Origin of the sequence: Pseudomonas sp. GM41(2012) (assembly GCF_000282315.2) — a bacterium.
Taxonomy (GTDB): domain Bacteria; phylum Pseudomonadota; class Gammaproteobacteria; order Pseudomonadales; family Pseudomonadaceae; genus Aquipseudomonas.
The window spans coordinates 36630-58514 of sequence record NZ_AKJN02000003.1; the positions used below are offsets into that span (position 1 = coordinate 36630).

Genomic DNA, 21885 nt, shown 5'->3' on the forward strand with positions numbered 1-21885 from the left:
TGATAATGACCTCGCACTTCTCTGTGAAACGTGCGAACTCCGCAATGAAAACGACGACCCGCATGCCGCCACTCTCGCAAAAATCTTTCGATATGTGAGGAGCTACTTGCTCTTAGCGAACGCTGGCGGGGCAATGCGCTGTCGGCGCTGACTTGGATTGACAGAGTCAAGCAGAACTTCCCTGATGCGTTGAGCAGACATCTCGAGCTCTTCGGAGGAGGCGTTCTGGATAGCACGAATCAACCGCTCACGATTGGAGCGCTTCAGATCCATAATCTCGGCGAAGCTACTTTCGGAGTCACTGGACTGTTCCATAACTATCTCCAAGGTATCCTGAAAGAACTACCTGAGATCTACACGCCATTGTCAAATAGCTCACTCAGATTCGTCACTTTAGCCTTTGTGCCTTCGCATCACCACAACCGTCCCAAAATCGTCTCACGCTTATCAACGTCAAGCGTGCACGCATGCTGTTTGTACCCGCCCTCGGTATCAGAAGTCGCTCAAGGCCAGGGGCAATTCGGTAAATCCTAGCTGTCGCTCTAGCGTCTTTCTCGCCATCCAATCGTCGTATCTTCAGCCACTGATGGATGATGAATTCTTTGCCTATGTAATCGTTTTGAATTCGTCTTTTTTTCGTACCTGTAGTGTCCCCTAAATGCCAACGCATCTTGCATCCCTGCTTTAACCGGGTAGTGAAAAAATTATCTGAGTTTTGAGAAGAAAGACTAGGACAAGGTAGGGTTTGCTATACCGCCAGTCCCTGGCGCCACACAACCGGCGCGCACCAGTCGTTCCACTCCCTCTGCTTTGCCTACCTTCCCTGCTCAGGGCAAGCCCCGAGCCCCCAACACCTGGAAAAGGAAAGCTTATGAGCCTTAGCGAACAACGCCGACGCACAGGATGGCTGCCGGCAATTCGTTGTTTCGAGGAAGAGGAAGCACTGTGCGCGAGAAAGCCCACGACAGCGGAATGAGTGTTGGTCAGTTCGTACTGGCCGCAGCATTGAAGCGACAGACCAGAAGCAAAATTGACTCCCACGTAATCAATGAGCTGCGGCGCCTAGGAGGCCTTCAGAAGCATCTTTTCACAGAGGGCAACGGCGCGCTTTCCAAGGAGTACGCAAATGTCTTGGTTGAGATAACTGAGGCCATTAAGCGTATTGGGTGTTGAGGTAAACCCGTTGGCGTCTTGGTGACTCACAGTTCTGTCCTTATCTCATGCAATGCCAGGACTTCGTACTCTGCTAGACCATGACTGCACTGTTCCAACCCTGCCGTCGAGCTCAGCACTTGATGCTCGATTTCCTGTTGCTCCAACAATCTTCCCAACAAGATGACCTCTCCGTCCGCCTCCAGCCTACGAAGCTGATCTGGACAGCTAAACGCCCAACGATCAAGTATTTGCCAGCCACGGACGTGATAAGACGGAGAGCGGCGGATGGATTCAATAGTGGTGCTCGCCAACACGTTGGCCGCGATCGATAGCGGCGTGCTGTCACTGTGCATATGCGTCTCCCACCTTGCGAAGACGTGTAATCATTCTTGTGTTTTGCGCGATCGAAGAAGACCGGAAGCCGCCTTTTTGCTTCAGCTCTCCGATGTGCTGATGGGAAAATCCGAGAGCAGAAAGGGTGGCGACATCATCGCGGGCAAGAGCCAGATTAGCCGAGCGCATCATCGCATTGGCCTGCTCCAGTCGAGTGATATCTGTCGGCACAAGAATGCTTCTGACGGGATTGCTCATAGATTGCTCCTACTGAATGATGAACTGACGCTCAAGAATGGTGGTCCAGAGGCGCCACTAGGTACCAAGCAACGTATCAAGTCGAGCCTCCGTATTGAGTACCTCTGTCGGCTTCAAAACGAGGCTGAACACGGGAACATCAAGATTGCTGGTCAGTACCTCCAACCTATGATTGTGCTTTCCTACCGGGACGATCCGCCAAGCATTAATTTCATCGAACCTGAAGAAATGCTCTGCGCCTTTGACTGGGTAGGCCAACAGCCTACATACAGATCCATCGATACCCAGGTAGGCATCGTTGATCTTTGCGAATACTTCGAGCTGCGGTTGAAAACCTGCGTTCTGGAAACCTGCAACCAGCTGCTTAAGCTTCTCTGCATAAAGTTGGTTGACACGCCAAAACAACCAGCCCCCTCCGACGAAGTAGAAAGTCAGAGCCCAGAACAACCATCGAACGGCCGGGTCAGCACCCCCAGTAAACCCCAAAAAGAACGGTAGGTTGAAACCGCACAAAACCACCACAATCAGCAGCAACACTCCAACCGGCAGACTTCCAACAATCCATAGAATCCGGAATAGCTCCCAAATCTGCCTCATCACTTACCCTCATACGAACGTTCAACAATAAAATATCTGATAATCAGATATCTTAAAAGCAGATATAGTTTGGCAAGCCGCCCCTCCAGATACGCGGCCATGACCAAAGCGATCTATCGACGTGAGCACGAAATTTTTCTTCAAGTTTTGAAATGCATGCGCGTCGAGTCCGGAATGACTCAAGCACAGTGCTCCGCAGCCCTAGGTAGACCGCAGTCATTTATGAGTGATGTGGAGCGAGGAGTCAGAAGGCTCGATATTGTTCAGCTTCGCGATCTTTGTCTCGTCCTTCAGACTGATCTCTCAAGCTTTTCAAAAACGTATGAGCAAGCACTTACCAAGGGATAATGTACGCATCCATTCCCAACTGCATCCGGCATGCTGGCAGAAACGGTCAGTTATGGCGAGCAGACGAGGCTAGGCTGAATCAATACAATGATCTGCACTCGATTGCCATGCTATTGGGGGGTAACAGCCCACAAGAATACAGTGATAGAGGTGTAATTCGCGCTGATCCTTCCTGCTGTGGGAAGGCCATTTCAATCAAGTTCGAATAATTAATCATGAGCATTTCAAGATAGCTGCTGATGCGGCTATCTGGCAGACTCACAACCATTTAAAGCTTTTTTAGACATCTTTGAGCGTTAACACCATGAATGCCAAACCTTGGGTTACCGGAATCGAGTAGCCCGGCATCTGGGCGTAGTGAAGAACACGGGTTACCGCTGGCGGAAGCACTAGGATCTACCCGCGCACAAGATCGAGCGATCTGTGGAAATTCCAGCTCTCCGAGACTGATGAATCGGTGCGCGCGGGCGGTGCCGATGGCGATACGGAGAACGGGAACGTACAAAAGTGAATCCAGTGAGGAAGTATTGTGAGCCGGGAAGGCCCCTCCTCGACAGGAAACTTTCACGGCCAGTAACCAGCAAAACCACGGAGCTTGGACGAAATCGCCAAAGATTGCATTGCTTTGCCAGTGCAATTGGTGGCCGGTTATCGCGCACGAAGGAGTTTGAGGCGCCCCGCTGATGACTACACCCCAGCACACCTGCCGATACTCCGCTGCGCTAGCTAACTAGCCCCCCAACACCACCCAGTCACTTCTACACACGATAGAGTGGCCAAGTAAACCGAATTGAAACAGGAAAAACAATATGACCAGCACGCAACAACGCGCCGCCCTGCAACGCCAGATCTGGCAGATCGCCAACGATGTCCGAGGCGCCGTCGATGGCTGGGATTTCAAGCAATACGTGCTCGGCACCCTTTTCTATCGCTTTATAAGTGAAAACTTTGCCAGCTACATCGAAGGCGGTGACGACAGCATTAACTATGCCGAACTGCCCGACAGCGTCATCACCGCAGATATCAAAGACGACGCCATCAAGACCAAGGGCTACTTCATCTACCCCACCCAGCTGTTTGCCAAGGTCGCCGCCACCGCCAACACCAACGAGAGCCTGAATACCGATCTGGCCACCATCTTTGCGGCTGTTGAAAGCTCCGCGAACGGCTACCCGTCGGAGCTCGACATCAAAGGCCTGTTTGCCGACTTCGACACCACCAGCAACCGCCTAGGCAACACCGTCAAAGACAAAAACACCCGCCTGGCCGCTGTGCTCAAAGGCGTTGCCGAATTGGACTTTGGTGATTCGCATGACGGTGATTTTAAGGAAAACCGCATCGACCTGTTTGGCGATGCCTACGAATTCCTCATCTCCAACTACGCGGCCAACGCTGGCAAATCGGGCGGCGAGTTCTTCACCCCGCAGCATGTTTCCAAGCTGATTGCCCAGCTCGCCATGCACAAGCAGACTAGCGTCAACAAGATTTATGACCCAGCCTGTGGCTCAGGCTCACTACTGCTGCAAGCCAAAAAGCACTTTGATGCGCACATCATAGAAGACGGCTTTTTCGGGCAAGAAATCAACCACACCACGTATAACCTGGCGCGGATGAACATGTTCTTGCACAACATCAATTACGACAAGTTCAACGTTCAGCTCGGCAACACTCTGATCGACCCGCACTTCGGCGACGACAAACCCTTCGATGCCATAGTCTCCAACCCACCGTATTCAGTGAAGTGGATAGGCAGCGACGACCCCACGCTGATCAACGACGAACGCTTTGCCCCCGCTGGCGTGCTCGCACCCAAATCCAAAGCCGACTTTGCCTTTGTGCTGCATGCGCTGAGCTACCTCTCCAGCAAAGGTCGCGCCGCCATTGTCTGCTTCCCCGGCATCTTCTACCGGGGCGGGGCCGAGCAGAAAATCCGCCAGTATCTGGTAGACAACAACTACGTCGAAACCGTGATTTCGCTCGCGCCCAATCTTTTCTTCGGCACCACCATCGCCGTGAGCATTCTGGTGCTGTCCAAACACAAAACCGACACCACCACCCAGTTCATCGACGCCAGCGGGTTGTCCAAAAAGGAAACCAATAACAACGTGCTGCTGGATACGCACATCGAGCAGATCATGCAGGTGTTCGATAGCAAGGCGAATGTCGATCATTTTGCCCAGTCAGTAGCTTACGAACAGGTTGCTGGCAACAATTACAATCTGTCGGTCAGCAGCTACGTCGAGCCGATGGACACCAGCGAAGTCGTGGACATTACCCAGCTCAATGCCGAGCTAAAAACCACAGTCGCCAAGATCGACCAGTTGCGCAAAGATATTGATGCGATTGTGGTGGAAATTGAAGGCGAGGAGTTGGAGGAATGAGCAGCGTGAGCTTTATGAAAAAGCTGCTGAATGGGGTGGCTGTTGAGTGGAAGTCCGTTTCAGAAATATTCCATCTGAAAAATGGTTACACTCCATCAAAATCAAATCATGAGTATTGGGAAGGCGGAACCATTCCTTGGTTCAGGATGGAGGACATCAGGGAGAATGGTCAAATACTTGCCGACTCGCTTCAAAAGGTTTCAGTTAACGCATTGAAAGGCGGGAGATTATTTCCTGCTAACTCAATCATAATTGCAACATCTGCGACGATTGGCGAACACGCTCTTATTACCGTCCCATACTTGGCTAACCAAAGATTTACCTGTTTGATTTTGAGACCAGAATATATCGGAAACTTCGATATTAAGTTTATTTTTTACTACTGCTTTTTACTCGCAGACTGGTGCAAAAAAAATACGACTATGTCGAGCTTTGCTTCAGTAGACATGGACGGACTTAGAAGTTTCCCCTTTCCTATTCCCTGCCCAGAAAGTCCCAAAAAGTCGTTGGAAATCCAGACCGAAATCGTCCGAATTTTGGACGCATTTACCTACCTTACATCCGAACTTACAGCAGAACTAACAGCAGAACTTACAGTCCACAAAAAACAATACAAATACTATCGTGATCAGTTGTTGAATTTTGAAGATGGGGATGTGGTGTGGAAGAAGTTGGGGGAAGTGGCTGAAGTTAACACTGGTTCAAAACCACCTGAAATTTTTGAAAGCGCGACAAGCTTTGATTACATCAACGCGGGAACATCCAGATCGGGATACAGCGCGGCAAGTAATTGTGTAGGTGATACCGTCACAACCCCGTCGCGAGGCCAGGGTGGCATTGGCTACACAGGGTACCAAAGGGAGCCTTTCTGGTTGGGGCCTTTGTGCTACAAGCTGCAATCAACAAATAAGGCTGTTCTGATCAACAAATACCTTTTCTATTTCCTTCAATCAAGAAGTGAATTGTTGTTGGGTTTGAAGAAAGAAGGCGGGGTACCTGCCGTCAACAAGTCCGATCTTGTTCAATTAGAAATACCTATTCCTTCGCTCGAAGAACAGAACCGGATTGTTGCTATCCTTGACAAGCTCGATACCGTGACCAAGTCCATCAGCAAAGGCTTACCGCGAGAAATCGAGCTGCGACGGAAACAATATGAGTATTACCGCAACTTGCTGTTGAGCTTCACGAAGCCGGAAGAGGTAGAGGCATAGCATGGGTAAGACGCTAAAGGAAATCGCCCAACATCTGAGCACGCCTAAAACGTTTCGGAAAACTGTTCCTGAAAGAACAAAGGTGATAGAAGAAACCAAACCCGTTCCAAAGGTGCAGCTGATTTACGCATTCAACGGTACGGGCAAGACGCGTCTCTCACGGGAATTGAAAGAGTTGCTCCCGCCCACAACTGGAGATGAAGATACCCTGCACTCTGAGTTGGCAAGTAAGAGAGTTCTTTATTTCAGTGCATTTACGGAAGATTTGTTCTATTGGGACAATGATCTGGCATTTGATGCCGAACCAAAATTGTTAATCCACCCCAACTCATTCACTCGATGGGTACTGGAAGAGCAAGGTCAAGACCGGAACATTGTTACAAATTTTCAGCGTTACACCAACGACAAGCTCACGCCACGATTCAATGAAGAATACAAACGCAAAGACAAAGACGATCACGAGGTCACAATCAAAGCGTTTTCAGAGGTGACTTTTTCGTTGGAGGGCGGCAATGATGAGTACACTGAAAATCTGAAAATCTCCAAGGGCGAAGAAAGTAACTTCATCTGGAGCATTTTCTATACGCTGCTTGAGCAGACGATTTTCACACTGAACGATGTCCAGCCTGACTATCCTGAACCAACCCCATTTGACAACCTTGAGTATGTGTTCATTGACGATCCTGTCAGCTCTCTGGATGACAATCATCTGATCCAGTTGGCGGTAGACTTAGCGCAACTGGTTAAATCAAATAATTCCAGTGTCAATTTCATCATTACGACGCACAGCCCACTATTCTTCAATGTGCTGTGCAATGAGTTTGGCAGCGATGAAAAAACCGAGCGCTACAGTTGGAAATCAAAATGGTTTAGTAAGTCACGTTTGGAAAAAAATAACGATGGCAGTCTTCATCTTACGGAGCAGCCAAACGACTCTCCTTTTGCATACCATCTATACCTGATATCGCAGCTTGAGGAGGCCATAAACAGTGGGCAAGTCGAAAAATATCACTTCAACTTGCTTCGAAATATTCTAGAAAAAACAGCAACATTTCTCGGATACAAAAGATGGGAGCATCTTTTGCCGAAAACAGATGATGGCTTACCCAACCCGTATGCAAAACGAATTGTGAACTTCTCAAGCCACTCAAAACACTCGGCGGAAGAAGTGGCGCCATTGAAACCAGAAGAGAAAAAGGTTCTGGAAGAACTGATTAAACACGTTGTCGAACACTATCGATTTTGGCAGGAAAAAACCAAATGATCGAATACAGCCCAATTGCCGAATCGAAAAATTTCATCGTTCTGGATAAATACACCCAGGAATGGAAAGTCGCAGAAAGCTACCAAAGCGAAGGCGATCTGGAGCGCGAGTTCATCCAGGATTTGGTCAATCAGGGCTACGAATACCTGCCCAGACTGAATACGCCTGAAGCCTTGTTAGCCAATGTGCGTGTGCAGTTGCAAACGCTCAATAACGTACAGTTTGCGGAGGGTGAATGGCTTCGCTTTGTCGAAACCTGGCTCGACAAGCCCAGCGATGGCATCGTCGAGAAAACTCGCAAGGTTCACGATGACTACATTCACGACTTTGTTTTTGACGATGGTCGTATCCAGAACATCTACCTGCTGGACAAGAAAAAAATCGCCCGCAACAAGGTGCAGGTGATCAAACAGTTTGAGCAGACCGGCACGCACGCCAACCGCTATGACGTGACAATTCTTGTCAATGGCTTGCCGCTGGTACAGGTGGAATTGAAGAAGCGCGGCGTGGCGATCCGCGAGGCCTTCAATCAAGTGCACCGCTATAGCAAAGAAAGCTTCAACAGCGAGTATTCCCTGTTCAAGTATTTGCAGCTGTTCGTGATCTCGAACGGTACCGACAGTCGTTATTTCGCCAACACTACCCAGCGCAACAAGAACAGCTTCGACTTCACCATGAACTGGGCTAGGTCGGACAACAGTTTGATCAAAGAGCTGAAGGACTTTACCGCCACCTTCTTCCAGAAACACACCCTGCTCAATGTGCTGCTGCATTATTCGGTGTTTGATATCAGCAACACGCTGCTGGTGATGCGCCCCTACCAGATTGCCGCCACCGAGCGCATTTTGTGGAAGATCAACGGCGCGTATCAGGCCAAAAACTGGAGCACCACGGAAAGCGGTGGCTTTGTTTGGCACACCACCGGCTCGGGCAAAACGCTGACCAGTTTCAAGGCGGCGCTGCTGGCCACTGAGCTGGAATTTATTGACAAGGTCTTCTTTGTGGTGGACCGCAAGGATCTTGACTACCAGACAATGAAGGAGTATCAGCGCTTTTCACCGGACAGCGTGAATGGCTCTGACAGCACGGCGGGCTTGAAGCGCAACCTGGACAAGGACGATAACAAGATTGTCGTCACCACCATCCAGAAGCTCAATAACCTGATGAAGAGCGAAGGAGACTTGGCCATATACGGCAAACAGGTTGTGTTCATTTTTGACGAATGCCACCGCAGCCAGTTTGGTGAAGCACAGAAGAACTTGAAGAAGAAGTTCAAGCGGCTCTATCAGTTCGGCTTCACCGGCACGCCGATTTTTGGCGATGACATTGTTGATGGCAAATTAATCCGCAAAGGAAATGCACTTGGTGCTGACACCACAGCCAGCGTGTTTGGCCGTGAATTGCATTCGTATGTGATCACCGATGCGATTCGCGATGAAAAGGTGCTGAAGTTCAAGGTGGATTACAACGATGTCCGCCCACAGTTCAAGGCCATCGAAACCGAGCAGGACGAGGAGAAGCTCAGCGCAGCAGAAAACAAACAGGCCTTACTGCACCCCGACCGTATCCGTGAGATCACCCAGTACATCTTGAACAACTACCGGCAGAAGACCCATCGCCTACAAGCCGGCAATAAGGGTTTCAACGCCATGTTCGCTGTCAGCAGCGTAGACGCGGCCAAGCTGTATTACGAGTCGTTCAGGGAGCTACAGAAAGCCAGCGATAAGCCTTTGCGGGTAGCCACAATCTTCTCCTTCGTCGCTAACGAAGAGCAGGATGCGATCGGTGATATTCAGGACGAAAACTTTGATGTATCTGCCATGAACAGCAGCGCCAAGGAGTTTTTGAGCGCAGCCATCGCGGACTACAACGCGCTGTTTAAGACCAACTTCAGCGTGGACAGCAATGGTTTCCAGAACTATTACCGCGACCTGGCCAAACAGGTCAAAGCCAAAGAAATCGACCTGTTGATCGTGGTGGGTATGTTCCTAACCGGCTTTGATGCCCCCACGCTAAACACGTTGTTTGTCGACAAGAACCTGCGCTACCACGGGCTGATGCAGGCCTACTCGCGCACCAACCGCATTTTTGATGCCACCAAGACCTTTGGCAATATCGTCACTTTCCGCGATCTGGAGCAGGCCACGATTGATGCCATCACCCTGTTCGGTGACAAGAACACCAAGAACGTAGTGCTGGAGAAGAGCTACAGGGAATATATGGAAGGCTTCACCGACATGGCGACCGGCGAGGAGAGGCGCGGCTTTGTAGAGGTGGTACAGGAACTGGAAACGCGCTTCCCCGATCCCGCAGCCATTGAAAAAGAAGCTGACAAAAAGGCTTTCGCCAAGCTGTTTGGCGAGTATTTGCGCGTGGAAAACGTGCTGCAGAACTATGACGAGTTCGCCAGCCTGAAGGATTTGCAAAGCGTCGATATGACCGACCCGGCGGCGCTGGAGGCGTTCAAGGCCAAACACTTTCTGGATGACGACGATCTGACTGCACTGCAAGCCATCACGCTCCCTGCTGAGCGGAAAGTTCAGGATTACCGATCGACCTACAACGATGTGCGCGACTGGCTGCGCCGTGAAAAAGCGGGGAGCGAAAAGGAAAAGTCCACCATCAACTGGGACGATGTGGTGTTTGAGGTTGACCTGCTCAAGTCGCAGGAAATCAATTTAGACTACATCCTGGAGCTGATCTTCGAGCACAGCAAGAAGATCGGGAGAAAGTCGGATCTGGTGGATGAAGTGCGGCGCGTGATTCGGGCAACCCTAGGCAACCGCGCCAAAGAGAGCCTGCTAGTGAACTTCATCAATCAGACCGATCTGGACCAGATTGGTGAAAAGGCCAGCGTGATCGAAGCCTTCTTCACCTTTGCCCAGGTAGAGCAACAGCGTGAGGCGCAAGAGCTGATCAGCGATGAGAACCTGAATGCCGAGGCAACACGACGCTACATCACCACCTCACTCAAGCGGGAGTTCGCCAGTGAAAATGGCACTGAGCTCAATGCTGTTCTGCCTAAGATGAGCCCACTGAATCCGCAGTACTTGACCAAAAAGCAGACTGTCTTCCAGAAAATCGCTGCCTTTGTTGAGAAATTTAAAGGTGTGGGGGGAGAGATCTAATTGGATCCCTCCATCCGCCTGGAAAACCTCCAAGACGCGCGCCTGGCCAATCGCAAAGCTGCTGACACCGGCCCCGAGCCGGTGTTTTATGCGGCCTCAGATTAGTTTGCTTTTGGCCCACTTCTGCCTGTCGGCATCGGCGGCAATTGGCCGCCTACCGCCCAACACTACTGACTAATCTGGGTGAGTCCAGTCGATTAGGTGTGTGGCGAGGTTTAGCTACTGAACGGAATGCCACAAATTTGCCACACTCACCCCGCTAACCGCGGCGAAAAACTGCTAACCCCAGCTAGCACAACCCTTTGATTCCCGGGCTAATTCACGCTAACGTATTGATTCTAAACGTCGACTTTTAGGACTCCGAAGGCAGTGGTCGTGGGTTCGAATCCCGCCTGGTGCACCATACGTAGAAACGAGAAAGCCTCAGATCTTAGGGTCTGGGGCTTTTTTGTGGGTGTTGCACTGCATGTGATCGTAACAGGACCATGCTGGCTTCCTTGTGCCTCGCGTTTCGTCGGAGTCAGGCTAAACCCAACACGACGCGCGAATGTCTATAAATGTCTAAAAAACGTCTAACAATGTCTAGAAATCAGCCTTTAGACATTTGCCACAGCTTGCCCTTGACCTCGATAACGCCCTGAATCTTAAGAGCCTGCAGCAGATTTTTGATCTTGTTGGCTTTCTGCTGACGGTCTAGAACCTCAGGTAGTTTGTCTACCAGTAGCTTATCGATGTCGATCCGTTTTGCTGAGCCAGACTTTTGGATCAACTCGCAAATAAGGCGCTTGTAATGGGTATCGTCGATGCCCCGGTTAAGGATGTACTGCGCCAGATCGTCGCTGTGCCGCGCCACTTGGGCGGAAATATGAAAATTGGGCTTACGTCCTTCAATCAACCCCTGCGCCTTGAGATGCAGAGACTGCGCATCGGTCAGCGGTTTGCGCTTCTGCACCCGATCCAAGAGCAGGATGTCCTCCAGCGACAAATTGGGTAGCTCAGCCAACTTGCGCGCATAGCTCATATCCAACACGCGTCCGGTGATAGTGACCTGCACGCGATTCCGCTCAAGCTGATACTCAGGCAGTGGAAAGAAGCGGTTCTTCTGGATCAGAAACATCTTGCGGATGCCGCTGCCGATGGTATCGATCATGTTCAGGTTGACCATTGCATCGGTGAGGAAGCGATTGCGGTAGCGGGTTTCCGGTGCGTCGGCCTGGATCACTTGTTCCACTGAGCCGGGAATGAAGTCGCCGGGGTTGCTGAAGCACAGTCGCCCGTCTTCGAACTCAACCACCGAGACCTTGCCACCCAGCTCGTAGTCCTGGTGGGCAATGGCATTGTTGAGTGCTTCGCGGATGATGAAGGGGTCATACTGGTCGACCTCCTCTGGGAACAACGAGCTCTCTGACATATAGCGGTATTTCAGGTTTCGGATTTTACGGTAGACCTCATCCGCACTGACCAGCAATGGGCATGAGAAGTGCTGGTAATCCCGCTCAAAACCGTCGCGGTCCTTGAGAATCCAGCTGAGAGTGGGCGAGGCAGGATTGAGCCAGTGTGCCGCCTCCGGTTTGCCCAGCAACAAGATGGCGGTCCGGGTGATCTGCCCCTGGATGGTTACCTTAGCCTTGTTGAGAAAGGTTTCATCGCACCAGTCCGCCAGTTCGTCGGTCAACCTAGGATGCTTAGTGGAATATTCGCGCCGGGCCAGCGCAATTGCCTCTTCGCTCAAGTCAGCCAGGCTGGCTCCGGGACAGAGGCCCGCGCTCCAGTCCTGAAGCCGGTTCTGGCGGCGGATGCGTTCAATCTCTTCGAGCGACAGCGGCCCAAGGGACTCACCGTCGCGGCCGTAGAAATGTCCTTCCCAGGCCACCGGCAGACCTTGTGGTGCAGCGGGAATTTCGAACAGCAACACCCGGCCCGCAGGATGCTGAACGGTATGAATTTCGATAAAGGTTAGGCGCTGACTGATCTTGTCAGCTACTTCCTTCTTCAAAGACTGCAACTGCTTGGGCGTCTCGCGAAAGCGTGTTCCCACCACTTGCTGACGGTCATTGACGCCGAAGACCAGCCAGGCTGCGGACAGCCCCTTGAGGTTAGCCTCGTTGCTCAGCGCGGAGAAATAGCGGCCGAGCTTGTCGAAATCGTAGTTGCTCTTGGCTTCCTTGAACTCCACTACTTCGCTCTCGCCGCTGCCGGCCAGCAAGCGCTGCAGTTGCTGCTGGGCATCCATTAGGCCACCTCCATATCCTGCGGTTCGGGCTCCACGATGCCAGGCACCTTAATGTTGCCGGTGACTGCGCGGTTGATGAGAGTGGTTTTGTATTCCTTGAGTTTGGTGATTTGCTGTTCAAACAAGGCAACGACAGCATCCTGCTTCAGCGTTTCCAACTCAACAAACACGCGGCCACGGATGTTGTCGTCCTTGGAGATCTCTTCCTTGGACACTCCCATATCGCGCAGGCAATCGTCGGCAATGGACCAGATGAAATAAACCAGTTTGTTGTGGACCGCGTGGTTCACTGCAGATACTCCGTATCGAAGACGCTGGCCAACCGGGCGACTTGGCAGCCCAAGGGTTGACGAAACGCAGCATCTTAACCAAATGGGGCCGAGACCGGGCTGAAATCTGGCCCATGGAACAGCCGTCGATCACCTCGTCCCGGCTCTTTCGGATAGGGATACCTTGCGGCTTACTCCTAGGGTTGAGCGGGCGCTCCAGTCGTAGGCGGGATTACTGCCATGACCAGGGCTGGCGGACCCTCAAATGGCAAAAAGAAAAATCCAGATAATAAAAAACCCCTGAGCAGTATCAGCGCCGGAGCGCATCAACCGACAGGGGCCGTGTTGAAGGCGATTATAAAGGGTAAGGACATCTCGGCAACTGCTGGTGGGTCCGATGCAACCGTCAAGGAAAACTTGACTGTTCGAATTGAGCGCACGCGTCAGACTCAGGCGCCCGCTGGCGTTCCTATATTTCTTGGGCGTTTCTTGGGTAGTCGGCATTTTTTTGGTCAATCTCCCCGGCCCCTCGGGCGATGTTGGTAAGAATTTCAGTTGTTCGGTAATCCCGAACTACTGTCGCTGATAGACGATGCACAAAAAAACCGCCGAAGCGGTTTTTTCATTCTGTCGTCCAATCAAACTCGTCGTATTCATCATCCTCGTCGTCCTCGACCACTTCATCATCAAGAACGTTTTCCTCAAACGCTTCCTCTTCCTGCTTCGCCAGCAGAAACTCCTTACGACTCTCAGTCACCGCGCGCCGTAATTCCTGACCCTTCACCGGGCAGTTGAGCATTTGGGCGATGCGGTCGATTTTTTTTGCCATGGCTTCCTCCAACGCATCGGCTATAGGCCGATAGTGCGCGCTTTCGGGTGTCGATGCCAAATGACTGACCGCTCTGCCTCTCAGTTTTTCTGCAAATCCTTGAGTCTGGCCGTGAGATTTTCCTTGGGAAAGCGTTTGTGCAATGTCGCCATCAGGTCAGCAGCCGCTTGAGCCTGACCAGCCTTTTGCAGGCGGATCACTTCCCTTAATTGATCGTCGATAGACTTTGCCGGAGCTATCGCCGAGCGTTTGCTGACCTTCGCTTCGTCAGCCATTTCAGCGCTGATCGATTCGCTCTGCGCTGGGGCAGCAAGATCGGCCATTGGAGCCGCAGGCGCGGGGGCGGACATGGCGCTGGCCGGGGCAGCCAGAGAACGCGCAACCGATGACGGTGCTTCTTTTTTGGCGGCCGGTGCAGATGCCTTAGGGGCAGGCGCGAAGTCGTAACTCGGCAGTTGCTCCTCCGTGCGTTGCACCAGTGCAAGCATCAGGGCCACGCCGACGAGGCTGGCAAATGCAACTTGCCAACGGGGTTTCTGGCAGGCCTGGACCCAGCGTTTCCACAGACCTGGCTTCTGCGCAGGGACTTCACGCTGTGCGGTAGCCAGGAGGAACGCGTCGAGATGGGCCGGTGGTTCGCCGGTCGCGTGTTCACGATAGTGCTTCAACACTTCGTCTTCTGGCGTAGGACGGGCGTCAGTCATGTCAGTACCTCCTCGGCCAGCAGCCGACGCAGTTTTTGCTGGGCGTAGCGCAAGCGGCTTTTGACGGTTTCCAGCGGTGTTTCGGTGAGGGTGGCGATCTGCGACAGGTCGAGATCGCCGTGGGCGCGCAGCAGGAACACTTCGCGCTGGTCAGCGGGCAGGTTTTGCAGGGCCGCTTCGAGGCGCTGGCTGTCGCGGCTCAGGCTCAGCAGTTGTTCGGGATCGGCAGCGTCATCGCTCAGGGCGTGGATCTGTTCGTCATAGCTGTCGTGCAAGGGGTTGTGGATTCCGTGTTTGCGCCAGTGATCGATCAGTCGATTGCGGGCAATCTGATAGAGCCAGGTGCGAAAGTTCGCCCGGCCTTGTGGCTGACTGGTGCTGCGGATCAGGCTCAGCCAGGTGTCCTGGTAAACCTCTTCGGCCAACTCGGACTTGCCGCTCAGGCCGAGCAGGAATCGGTAGAGCCCTTGGCGGTGACGGGCGTACAGAATCTCGAACGCCGGCCCGTCGCCTGCGCGATAACGGGCCAGCAGCGATTCATCGCTCGATTCAGGCGCTGACATTTCAGTTGTAGCCTCCTTTAAGCGGCTCACTGTTCGATGCGGTGGTGGTTCGCAGACTTTGCGCCAACTCCACCAATTGCACGAACTCTGCCCGCAGACCAAATCGATCTTCGCCCCGCGCACCGCGCGCCAAAGCCTCGGTGTCCTTCAGGCTGAAATCACCGGTATAACGCCCGTCCTTGAGCTGCTGGGAAAACGCTGCCACGGCCGCCGCAAATCGCAGGTCTTCACTGGCTGGCGCAGCACTGTCAGTGATCGGCCGCTCGATCAAGCGACTGTTCCCACCTTCGGGCAACTGATATCGCACGCGCAGTATGGCCATTTCCCCAGATTTCCCGGCAACAACTGCCCCGGAGTTGCCATACCGCAGCGGCTCCAGCCAACCCTTCTCGCCCTTGGGCACGATTTCATACAACGCCGTCACCGTATGCCCTGCGCCGATTTCACCGGCATCGACCTTGTCGTTGCTGAAATCCTCACGCTTCAACGCACGATTCTCATACCCCAACAGCCGATATTCGCTGACCTGCGCCGGGTTGAACTCCACTTGCAGCTTCACGTTTTTCGCCACGACCGCGAGGGTCGAGCCGAGTTGATCCACCAGCACCTTGCGCGCCTCGCGCAGGTTGTCGATGTAGGCATAGTTGCCGTCGCCGGCATCGGCCAACTGTTCCATCAGGTGTTCATTGTAGTTATCCACACCAAAACCCAATGTGGTCAGGGAAACGCCGGTCTTGCGTTTATCCACAGCCATTTGCTTAAGGCTGTCGAAGTCGCTGATACCGACGTTGAAGTCACCGTCAGTGGCCAGCAGGATGCGGTTGATGCCCTTGGGAATAAACGCCTGCTGCGCCATTTGATAGGCCAGTTCGATGCCTGACGCCCCGGCGGTGGAGCCGCCGGCGGTTAATTGATCGATGGCTGTACGAATTTTCGCTTTTTCGCGTCCGGACGTTGGCTCCAGCACTACACGCGAATCACCGGCATAGACGACCAATGAAACCCGGTCCTGCTCGCGCATTTGATCGACCAGCAATTTCAGGGTGCTTTTGACCAGCGGTAAACCCTCGCGTCTGTCCATCGAACCGGACACGTCCACCAGAAACACCAGGTTCGCCGGGGCCAGTTCCGCAACCGCACGGTCCGAGGCCTTGATGCCGATGCGCAGCAATCGGGTATGCGGGTTCCACGGCGACGGAGCCAGCTCTGTGGTCACGCCGAAGGGCGAGCCATCGGTGGGCAATGCGTAATCGTAGGGGAAGTAATTGACCATCTCCTCCAGTCGCACCGCACCTTCCGGTGGCAGGCGCCCTTGATTGAGCAGGCGACGGACGTTGGCGTAAGCACCGGTGTCGACGTCGGCGCTGAAGGTCGAGACGGGTGCTTCGGCCACGCTGTGAATCGGGTTATCCGCCAGCGCTTGATACTGCTCCCGCTGCTCATCCTGATAGCCCTGCGGATACGCCTCGCCCGCCGGCATCGGCGCATAGCTCGTCGCCGGTGCGGGGCGAACACTGCGCTTGGCCATCGAAGTGTCCGCCATGACAGCCTCGCTGCGCACCAGTACTTCAGCCGGCAGCGCACCTTGAGCCGGTGGCGCAGCCGAGGCGGAATCAGGCTTGGATGAAACGCCGCAACCGGCAATGGCCAGCAGCAACCCGGCGGCGAAACCCTGGGCGGCCGGGCGGAGGAAATGCAGAGGGAGGGACATGGGGGCTGACCTCAGGAGGAAATTGATCCATTCATCCTCTGAGACGAGCCCCTCTTCAGGTTCGGGTTAAACCGCAGTGAAAAGAATCTTCAGCGGTGATAACGCCGCACTACGCTGCTGTTTCTCAGCACATGGTCTTTGATCTTTTCCAGTAGCTGTGCGCGGGTAAGGCCAGCAGGCAAGGCGTCCGGTGCCAGGTCCAGGGCATAAATCTGGATGATGTAGTGGTGCGCGCTATCGCCGATCGGCGGACAAGGTCCGACATAACCTGTGGTGCCTTTGACGTTCATGCCCCCGACGCCTTCCAGGGCGGATTTGGCGCCGACACCGGCCGGGATCTGGTGGGTGGTCGGTTTGATGCCGTAATGCACCCAGTGATCGACACCCTGGCCTTTCGCGCCATCGGGGTCATGCATGACGATGGCGTAACTGAGGGTGCCCGCCGGGCCGGCGTTCCAGTTCAAGGCTGGTGACTGGTTGTGCCCACCACAATTGGGCGCATCGCTGGCAGCCGCCGAGGTAAACAGTCGATCGTCGGTGACACCTGGGATGTTCAGGGTAAAACGCTCCTGGGCCTGCGCCGGCAATTGCACGCAAAGGGCGACTGCAACGGCCGCCAGCCAAGGGTTCAGAGAGGTCAATCGGGTCATACCGGAGCACCTTGTGCGGGTGGGGCCGTCGTCGGCGTGCAAACTATAGCCGGACCGTTCACTTGGTGGCAGCGGGAATTGGCTGAACCTCCAGATAAGCGCCAAACTCTTAAGTGAAACGCTTGCCTGGAGAGTGATCATGGCACTGCACCGCGTCGCCCGTTTCGCCGATGTGCCCGAAAACCGGGGCCTTGAAGTCAAGGTCGCGGACACGAAAATTGTCCTGCTGCGGGTGGGCGATCATCTTCGTGCCTTTCAGGGCGAATGCCCCCATGCCGGGGCGCCGCTGGCCGAAGGCGCTCTGTGCCACGGACGTTTGATCTGCCCTTGGCACAAGGCCGCGTATCGGATCGAGGACGGTGCGCTGTGCGAACCGCCGGCCTTGGACAGTCTCAAGCGCTATCGGCTGGAAGTGCGCGATGACGAAGTCTGGGTCGACGATCAACCGATGTCCGACGCTCATACCCCACCGGCGGACGACGAGCGAACGTTTGTGATCATCGGCGCCGGCGCCGCAGGCACGGCGTGCGCGGCAGCGTTGCGCGAAAAGGGCTTCGGTGGCCGGGTGCTGTTGATCGACCGTGAAACCGGCGCCGGTTACGACCGCACAGTCTTGAGCAAATTCGTGATTGCCGGGGAGATGCCACCGGAAGAAGTCCCGCCGCTGCGTGATGAAGACTTTTACCGCGAACAACGCATTGAGCGAATCAACGCTGAAGTGACGAGCCTGGACGCCGCGAACAAGACGTTGCGCCTGGCTGATGGTCAATCGCTGAGCTACGACGCTGCCCTGCTCGCCACCGGTGGCACACCCAATTCGCTTACGCTGCCTGGCGCCGACCTGCCGCAGGTGTTCGTGCTGCGTTCGAAAGATCAGGCGCAGCGGATTCTGGGCTCGGCAAAACCAGGCCAACGGGCGGTGATCATTGGCGACAGTTTCATCGCCATGGAATCCGCGTCCTCCCTGCGTCAATACGGCCTGGACGTCACCGTTCTGGCCCGCCACGCCGTGCCTTTCGCCAAACAGTTTGGCGACGCCGTCGGCAAGGCGATTCGTGCCCTGCACGAGGCCAATGGCGTGGTGTTTCATACGGATGGCAACGCAACGCACATCGAAGGAACCACCAGCGTCGAAGCGGTGCGCCTGGACAACGGTCAACGTTTACCGGCGGATCTGGTATTGGTCGGCATTGGCGTCAGCCCGGCAACCGGCGCATTTACCGGCCTTCCCCTGGAAAAAGACCAGTCGCTGAAGGTCGACGGCGGGATGCGCGTGACCGATGGGCTTTGGGCCGCTGGCGATATCGCGACCTTCCCGCTCAACGGCCAGCCCCAACGAATCGAACATTGGCGCCTGGCACAGCAACAGGCACGGATCGCGGCGATGAACATGCTCGGCGGCGACGAGCATTACCTCGACGTGCCCTATTTCTGGACCTGGCACTTCGGTAAAAACTACGACTACCTTGGCCACGCCGCGACCTGGGATGAGGTCGAGTTCAAAGGCGACCCTGACCACCCTCCCTTTATCGGCCTGTTCGGCAAGCAGGGATTGGTGGTCGCCGCGGTGGCATGCGATGAAGAACGTGCGATAGCGCTGCTCGCCGAACGGATGAAACAGCCGTTGTCGGTGGATGAGGCGTGGCTGCTGATTCGGGACTTGAATTGACGGCTGTTCTCCCGCTTCAAACGCCAGACAGCAAAACGCCCGGCGTCTGCGTTACGCAGAGGCCGGGCGTCGGTGTGTAAGCCCTGGTTTTACTCGACGGCGACATTCCCGCCGAGTTTGCTCATGACAAACCCGACAAACTCTTCGACGGTCATCTTCTGGCCGTTGAATTCCACCTTATTATTGGCGTAGTGCAGTTTGGTGACGATGTTGTTGTCGTCCAGTTTTGCCAACTGCGTGCCGACGGCCATGCTGCCAAACATGTCGGCGGTGGCGGTGGCCTGATCGGCGATGAGCTTGGCGTCGGTCTGACCTTCGATTTGCGACTGCACGCTCAGCAGGTCAACGAGCATTGGCTTGGACACTTTCACGTTGACGTCCAGCAGCGCGATCAGTTGTTGGGTCAACTGGTCCGGTGGCAGGTCCATGGATTGTGGTTTGGTCAGGTCGAGCACCAGGTTGGCGCGGCTTTCACCATTGGCGGTGTTGAACGACAGATTCTCCAGGGCGACCTGTGGGCCGGCGGCCAGCAGTTTCTCCAGACCGGTTTTGACCTGCGCCTCTTCGGCCGGGGTCAGGACCAGCTCTGGTGCCGGTTCACCCGCAGCGACGGCCTCAGCGGCGGCCCTCTCGTACGGTTGCAGTTTGGTCTGGTAAATCTGCATCAGCGACATTGTTGCCGGGATGTCGAGGTTCTTCAGGCTCATGGCCATCTGCGCAGACCCGACAGCCTTGCCGTTCAAGGACACCTCACCCACCTTGTAATCGGCACGCCCCGAAGCGTTGGTGCCGGATTCCTCGGTCTGGTTCTTCATTTCAAATTTCTTGAAACCCAAGACCGATTGCTTGGCGCCGAAGGTGGTCTTGCTGTCGGTCAGCTCGACGGTGTTCTCGCCGGTGTAGTAGCCGTAGGTACTTTTTGTCAGGTTGCTGGCCACGGTCAGGCCATTCAGTTCGACCTTCACCGGCGTCTGATCTTCAGCCACCGTGCTCAGTGTCAGGCTGTCCATGTAACCGTCGGCCTTGAGCTTCTGCGCTTGAGCGCTGGCGGCGACATCGAGGTTCAGCCCGGAGAATTTCAGGTTGGACTTGTCGTCAAGTGCCACGTCCAGCGGCAGCAATTGCAGGGTGCCGTTGGTGGCATTGTCGTAACCGATATTGACCACGCCCGTGATTGGCGATTTGTCCTTGGCAGCGGCGAACCATTTCTCGGTGTTAGGCGTTCTTTCCAGTTCGTAGTGACTGGTGGCCAGGACCGGCAGCCACTTCAACGACATCAGGCGCGAAAACGGCAGCGGGCCGTGCTCGATGCGATCGACGAACAGCAACTCCACCGGTGCTTCACCGAACATCTCGCCTTCGCCCTTGAGGCGGTAGTGCGCGGTACTGCTGAACACATGGCGCTCCAGCGACACCAGCTCCAGCGACGCCGTGCCGTTGGAACCGACCAGCGCAGCTTGCAACTCTTTGTTGGCGTCGGCGATCGAGGAGTTCAGCACACCTTCGAGTTTGGTGCCGGTGTACCAAGCACCGCCGGCGCTGATTGCACCGATGGCAACGACGATTCCAAGAAGCACGCCTGCTGATTTATTCATGAATGACCCGATCAATGTCCGTTGTTTGGAGGTGTTGTCGTCTTCCCTGAACCCGACGGGTTACGGTCACGACTGCGTTAAAAGTGCGATGGAGATTAGCATCAGGCGCACCGGGCGACCCAATGATTAAAGGTGAAAGAGTGTCTATGAGCACACAGGAAGGTGATCGTTCACTACAAGTGAACGATCGGGAGATATGTTGCGCCACTAAAAGATCGCAGCCTTCGGCAGCTCCTACAGGTGAACGCATTCCCATGTAGGAGCTGCCGAAGGCTGCGATCTTTTAGGATCACGAATACTGAACCTCGATTTCATCAAGCTGATGATCAAAGCTCTTGAGCCGTGCGGTCCATGTATAGACCAGCACTTCGAAGTCGCGATTGATCACCGCCGTGCCGCTTGGGGATTCCGAGCGCGGGTCGCAGAAGTCCAGTTGATAACGTTCGCGGGCCATGGCGGTGGCGACATCGGAGAGTTCACGTGCGTTATTGAGCCAGTGCCAGCCGTCCTCGGACACTTGCTTGTCCAGCGCTTGGCATTGTTTTTTCAGGGTTTCGAGGCTTTTTTCCAGCGGGGTGCCGGTGAGTTCGCCCATGACTTCCTGGAACGTACGCCCCGGTTGCCAGTAACTGCCCCAGAAATACCGATCGAACACCGTTTCGACACGGCGCAGCGCGACCTTGGTGTCCCAGATCAGCACCAGGGTCTTGCCTTGTTCGAGCTGTCTTTTTTTGATGCGCGCGCCCTGGACTGAAGCCCAGGCCACCACCACGATTGCCATCACGGCAATCAATGCCGCGGCGCTGTCGAGGAACACCAGTGCCTTGTCGATCTGGTGGGCCAGCATGATGCCGTAGAAATAAGTGGCCGACAGCAACACCAATGCCGCTATAGCGCACCAGAAGCCGGGAGCATAAGGGTTTTTCATTATTGGAATCCCCATGACCAACGCGAGCCTTGATTGATGAGTTCGACGCGCGACCTCAT

At 54.4% G+C, this 21885-nt stretch carries 20 protein-coding genes; 7 read left to right on the top strand and 13 right to left on the bottom strand.

Annotation, left to right across the window (positions count from 1 at the left end; genetic code table 11):
• Positions 1–102: 102 nt before the first annotated feature.
• Positions 103–315 (bottom strand): hypothetical protein, encoded by a 213-nt coding sequence (locus PMI27_RS27070; RefSeq protein WP_008148192.1) that lies wholly within the window; start codon positions 313–315, stop codon positions 103–105.
• 657 nt (positions 316–972) lie between these two features.
• Here PMI27_RS27070 and mobA point away from each other — a divergent pair.
• Positions 973–1173: a plasmid mobilization protein MobA gene (gene mobA, locus PMI27_RS32205; protein ID WP_033052999.1), complete on the top strand. Its 201-nt coding sequence runs from the start codon at positions 973–975 to the stop codon at positions 1171–1173.
• 26 nt (positions 1174–1199) lie between these two features.
• Here the strand turns inward: mobA and PMI27_RS27060 are convergent, their stop codons facing one another.
• The 3 genes from PMI27_RS27060 to PMI27_RS27055 are packed head-to-tail and all read right to left on the bottom strand — an operon-like array spanning position 1200 to position 2343.
• Positions 1200–1508, bottom strand: a complete 309-nt coding sequence (locus tag PMI27_RS27060) for a hypothetical protein (RefSeq protein WP_008148190.1) — start codon at positions 1506–1508, stop codon at positions 1200–1202.
• Positions 1498–1746 (bottom strand): hypothetical protein, encoded by a 249-nt coding sequence (locus tag PMI27_RS0229025; protein WP_008148188.1) that lies wholly within the window; start codon positions 1744–1746, stop codon positions 1498–1500. The genes PMI27_RS27060 and PMI27_RS0229025 overlap by 11 nt, the downstream gene beginning before the upstream one ends.
• 57 nt (positions 1747–1803) lie before the next feature.
• The gene (locus PMI27_RS27055; RefSeq protein WP_008148186.1) at positions 1804–2343 is read right to left on the bottom strand and encodes a hypothetical protein; all 540 of its coding nucleotides are present in this window, start codon (positions 2341–2343) and stop codon (positions 1804–1806) included.
• Between the two features lie 99 nt (positions 2344–2442).
• On the opposite strand from PMI27_RS27055, the gene PMI27_RS31965 reads away from it, so the two are divergent.
• From PMI27_RS31965 to PMI27_RS27035, 5 genes are all read left to right on the top strand, one after another.
• Entirely contained in the window at positions 2443–2691 is a 249-nt protein-coding gene (locus PMI27_RS31965) for a helix-turn-helix domain-containing protein (RefSeq protein ID WP_081757379.1), read from the top strand.
• An 809-nt stretch (positions 2692–3500) separates the two neighbouring features.
• Positions 3501–5072 carry a type I restriction-modification system subunit M gene (locus PMI27_RS27050; protein WP_008148184.1) on the top strand — a complete coding sequence of 524 codons (1572 nt, stop codon included), beginning with the start codon at positions 3501–3503 and terminating at the stop codon, positions 5070–5072.
• Positions 5069–6283, top strand: coding sequence for a restriction endonuclease subunit S (locus tag PMI27_RS27045; RefSeq protein ID WP_008148182.1), 1215 nt, complete (start codon positions 5069–5071; stop codon positions 6281–6283). Before PMI27_RS27050 ends, PMI27_RS27045 begins: the two co-directional genes overlap by 4 nt.
• A 1-nt stretch (position 6284) precedes the next feature.
• The gene (locus tag PMI27_RS27040; RefSeq protein ID WP_008148181.1) at positions 6285–7547 is read left to right on the top strand and encodes an AAA family ATPase; all 1263 of its coding nucleotides are present in this window, start codon (positions 6285–6287) and stop codon (positions 7545–7547) included.
• Entirely contained in the window at positions 7544–10675 is a 3132-nt protein-coding gene (locus PMI27_RS27035) for an HsdR family type I site-specific deoxyribonuclease (RefSeq protein WP_008148178.1), read from the top strand. Before PMI27_RS27040 ends, PMI27_RS27035 begins: the two co-directional genes overlap by 4 nt.
• Positions 10676–11264: 589 nt before the next feature.
• Here the strand turns inward: PMI27_RS27035 and PMI27_RS27030 are convergent.
• From PMI27_RS27030 to PMI27_RS27000, 7 genes are all read right to left on the bottom strand, one after another.
• Positions 11265–12908: an RNA-binding domain-containing protein gene (locus PMI27_RS27030; protein WP_008148177.1), complete on the bottom strand. Its 1644-nt coding sequence runs from the start codon at positions 12906–12908 to the stop codon at positions 11265–11267.
• Positions 12908–13198, bottom strand: coding sequence for a hypothetical protein (locus PMI27_RS31940; RefSeq protein ID WP_008148174.1), 291 nt, complete (start codon positions 13196–13198; stop codon positions 12908–12910). Before PMI27_RS31940 ends, PMI27_RS27030 begins: the two co-directional genes overlap by 1 nt.
• A 601-nt stretch (positions 13199–13799) precedes the next feature.
• Positions 13800–14066 carry a hypothetical protein gene (locus tag PMI27_RS27020; RefSeq protein ID WP_238545880.1) on the bottom strand — a complete coding sequence of 89 codons (267 nt, stop codon included), beginning with the start codon at positions 14064–14066 and terminating at the stop codon, positions 13800–13802.
• Positions 14067–14086: 20 nt separating this feature from the next.
• Entirely contained in the window at positions 14087–14710 is a 624-nt protein-coding gene (locus PMI27_RS27015) for a hypothetical protein (protein WP_008148170.1), read from the bottom strand.
• Entirely contained in the window at positions 14707–15273 is a 567-nt protein-coding gene (locus PMI27_RS27010) for an RNA polymerase sigma factor (RefSeq protein WP_008148168.1), read from the bottom strand. Before PMI27_RS27010 ends, PMI27_RS27015 begins: the two co-directional genes overlap by 4 nt.
• Before the next feature lies 1 nt (position 15274).
• On the bottom strand, positions 15275–16984 hold the full coding sequence (locus tag PMI27_RS27005) for a vWA domain-containing protein (RefSeq protein ID WP_008148166.1): 1710 nt from the start codon (positions 16982–16984) through the stop codon (positions 15275–15277).
• An 89-nt stretch (positions 16985–17073) separates the two neighbouring features.
• Positions 17074–17634, bottom strand: a complete 561-nt coding sequence (locus PMI27_RS27000; protein ID WP_008148164.1) for a YbhB/YbcL family Raf kinase inhibitor-like protein — start codon at positions 17632–17634, stop codon at positions 17074–17076.
• Between the two features lie 139 nt (positions 17635–17773).
• Here PMI27_RS27000 and PMI27_RS26995 point away from each other — a divergent pair, with 139 nt between their 5' ends.
• Positions 17774–19303, top strand: coding sequence for an apoptosis inducing factor family protein (locus PMI27_RS26995; protein WP_008148162.1), 1530 nt, complete (start codon positions 17774–17776; stop codon positions 19301–19303).
• A gap of 89 nt (positions 19304–19392) precedes the next feature.
• Here PMI27_RS26995 and PMI27_RS26990 read toward each other — a convergent pair whose 3' ends face one another.
• Both PMI27_RS26990 and PMI27_RS26985 read right to left on the bottom strand, forming a co-directional pair.
• Positions 19393–20898 carry a YdgA family protein gene (locus PMI27_RS26990; RefSeq protein WP_008148160.1) on the bottom strand — a complete coding sequence of 502 codons (1506 nt, stop codon included), beginning with the start codon at positions 20896–20898 and terminating at the stop codon, positions 19393–19395.
• Positions 20899–21187: 289 nt separating this feature from the next.
• Positions 21188–21826: a hypothetical protein gene (locus PMI27_RS26985; protein WP_008148158.1), complete on the bottom strand. Its 639-nt coding sequence runs from the start codon at positions 21824–21826 to the stop codon at positions 21188–21190.
• Positions 21827–21885 lie beyond the last annotated feature (59 nt).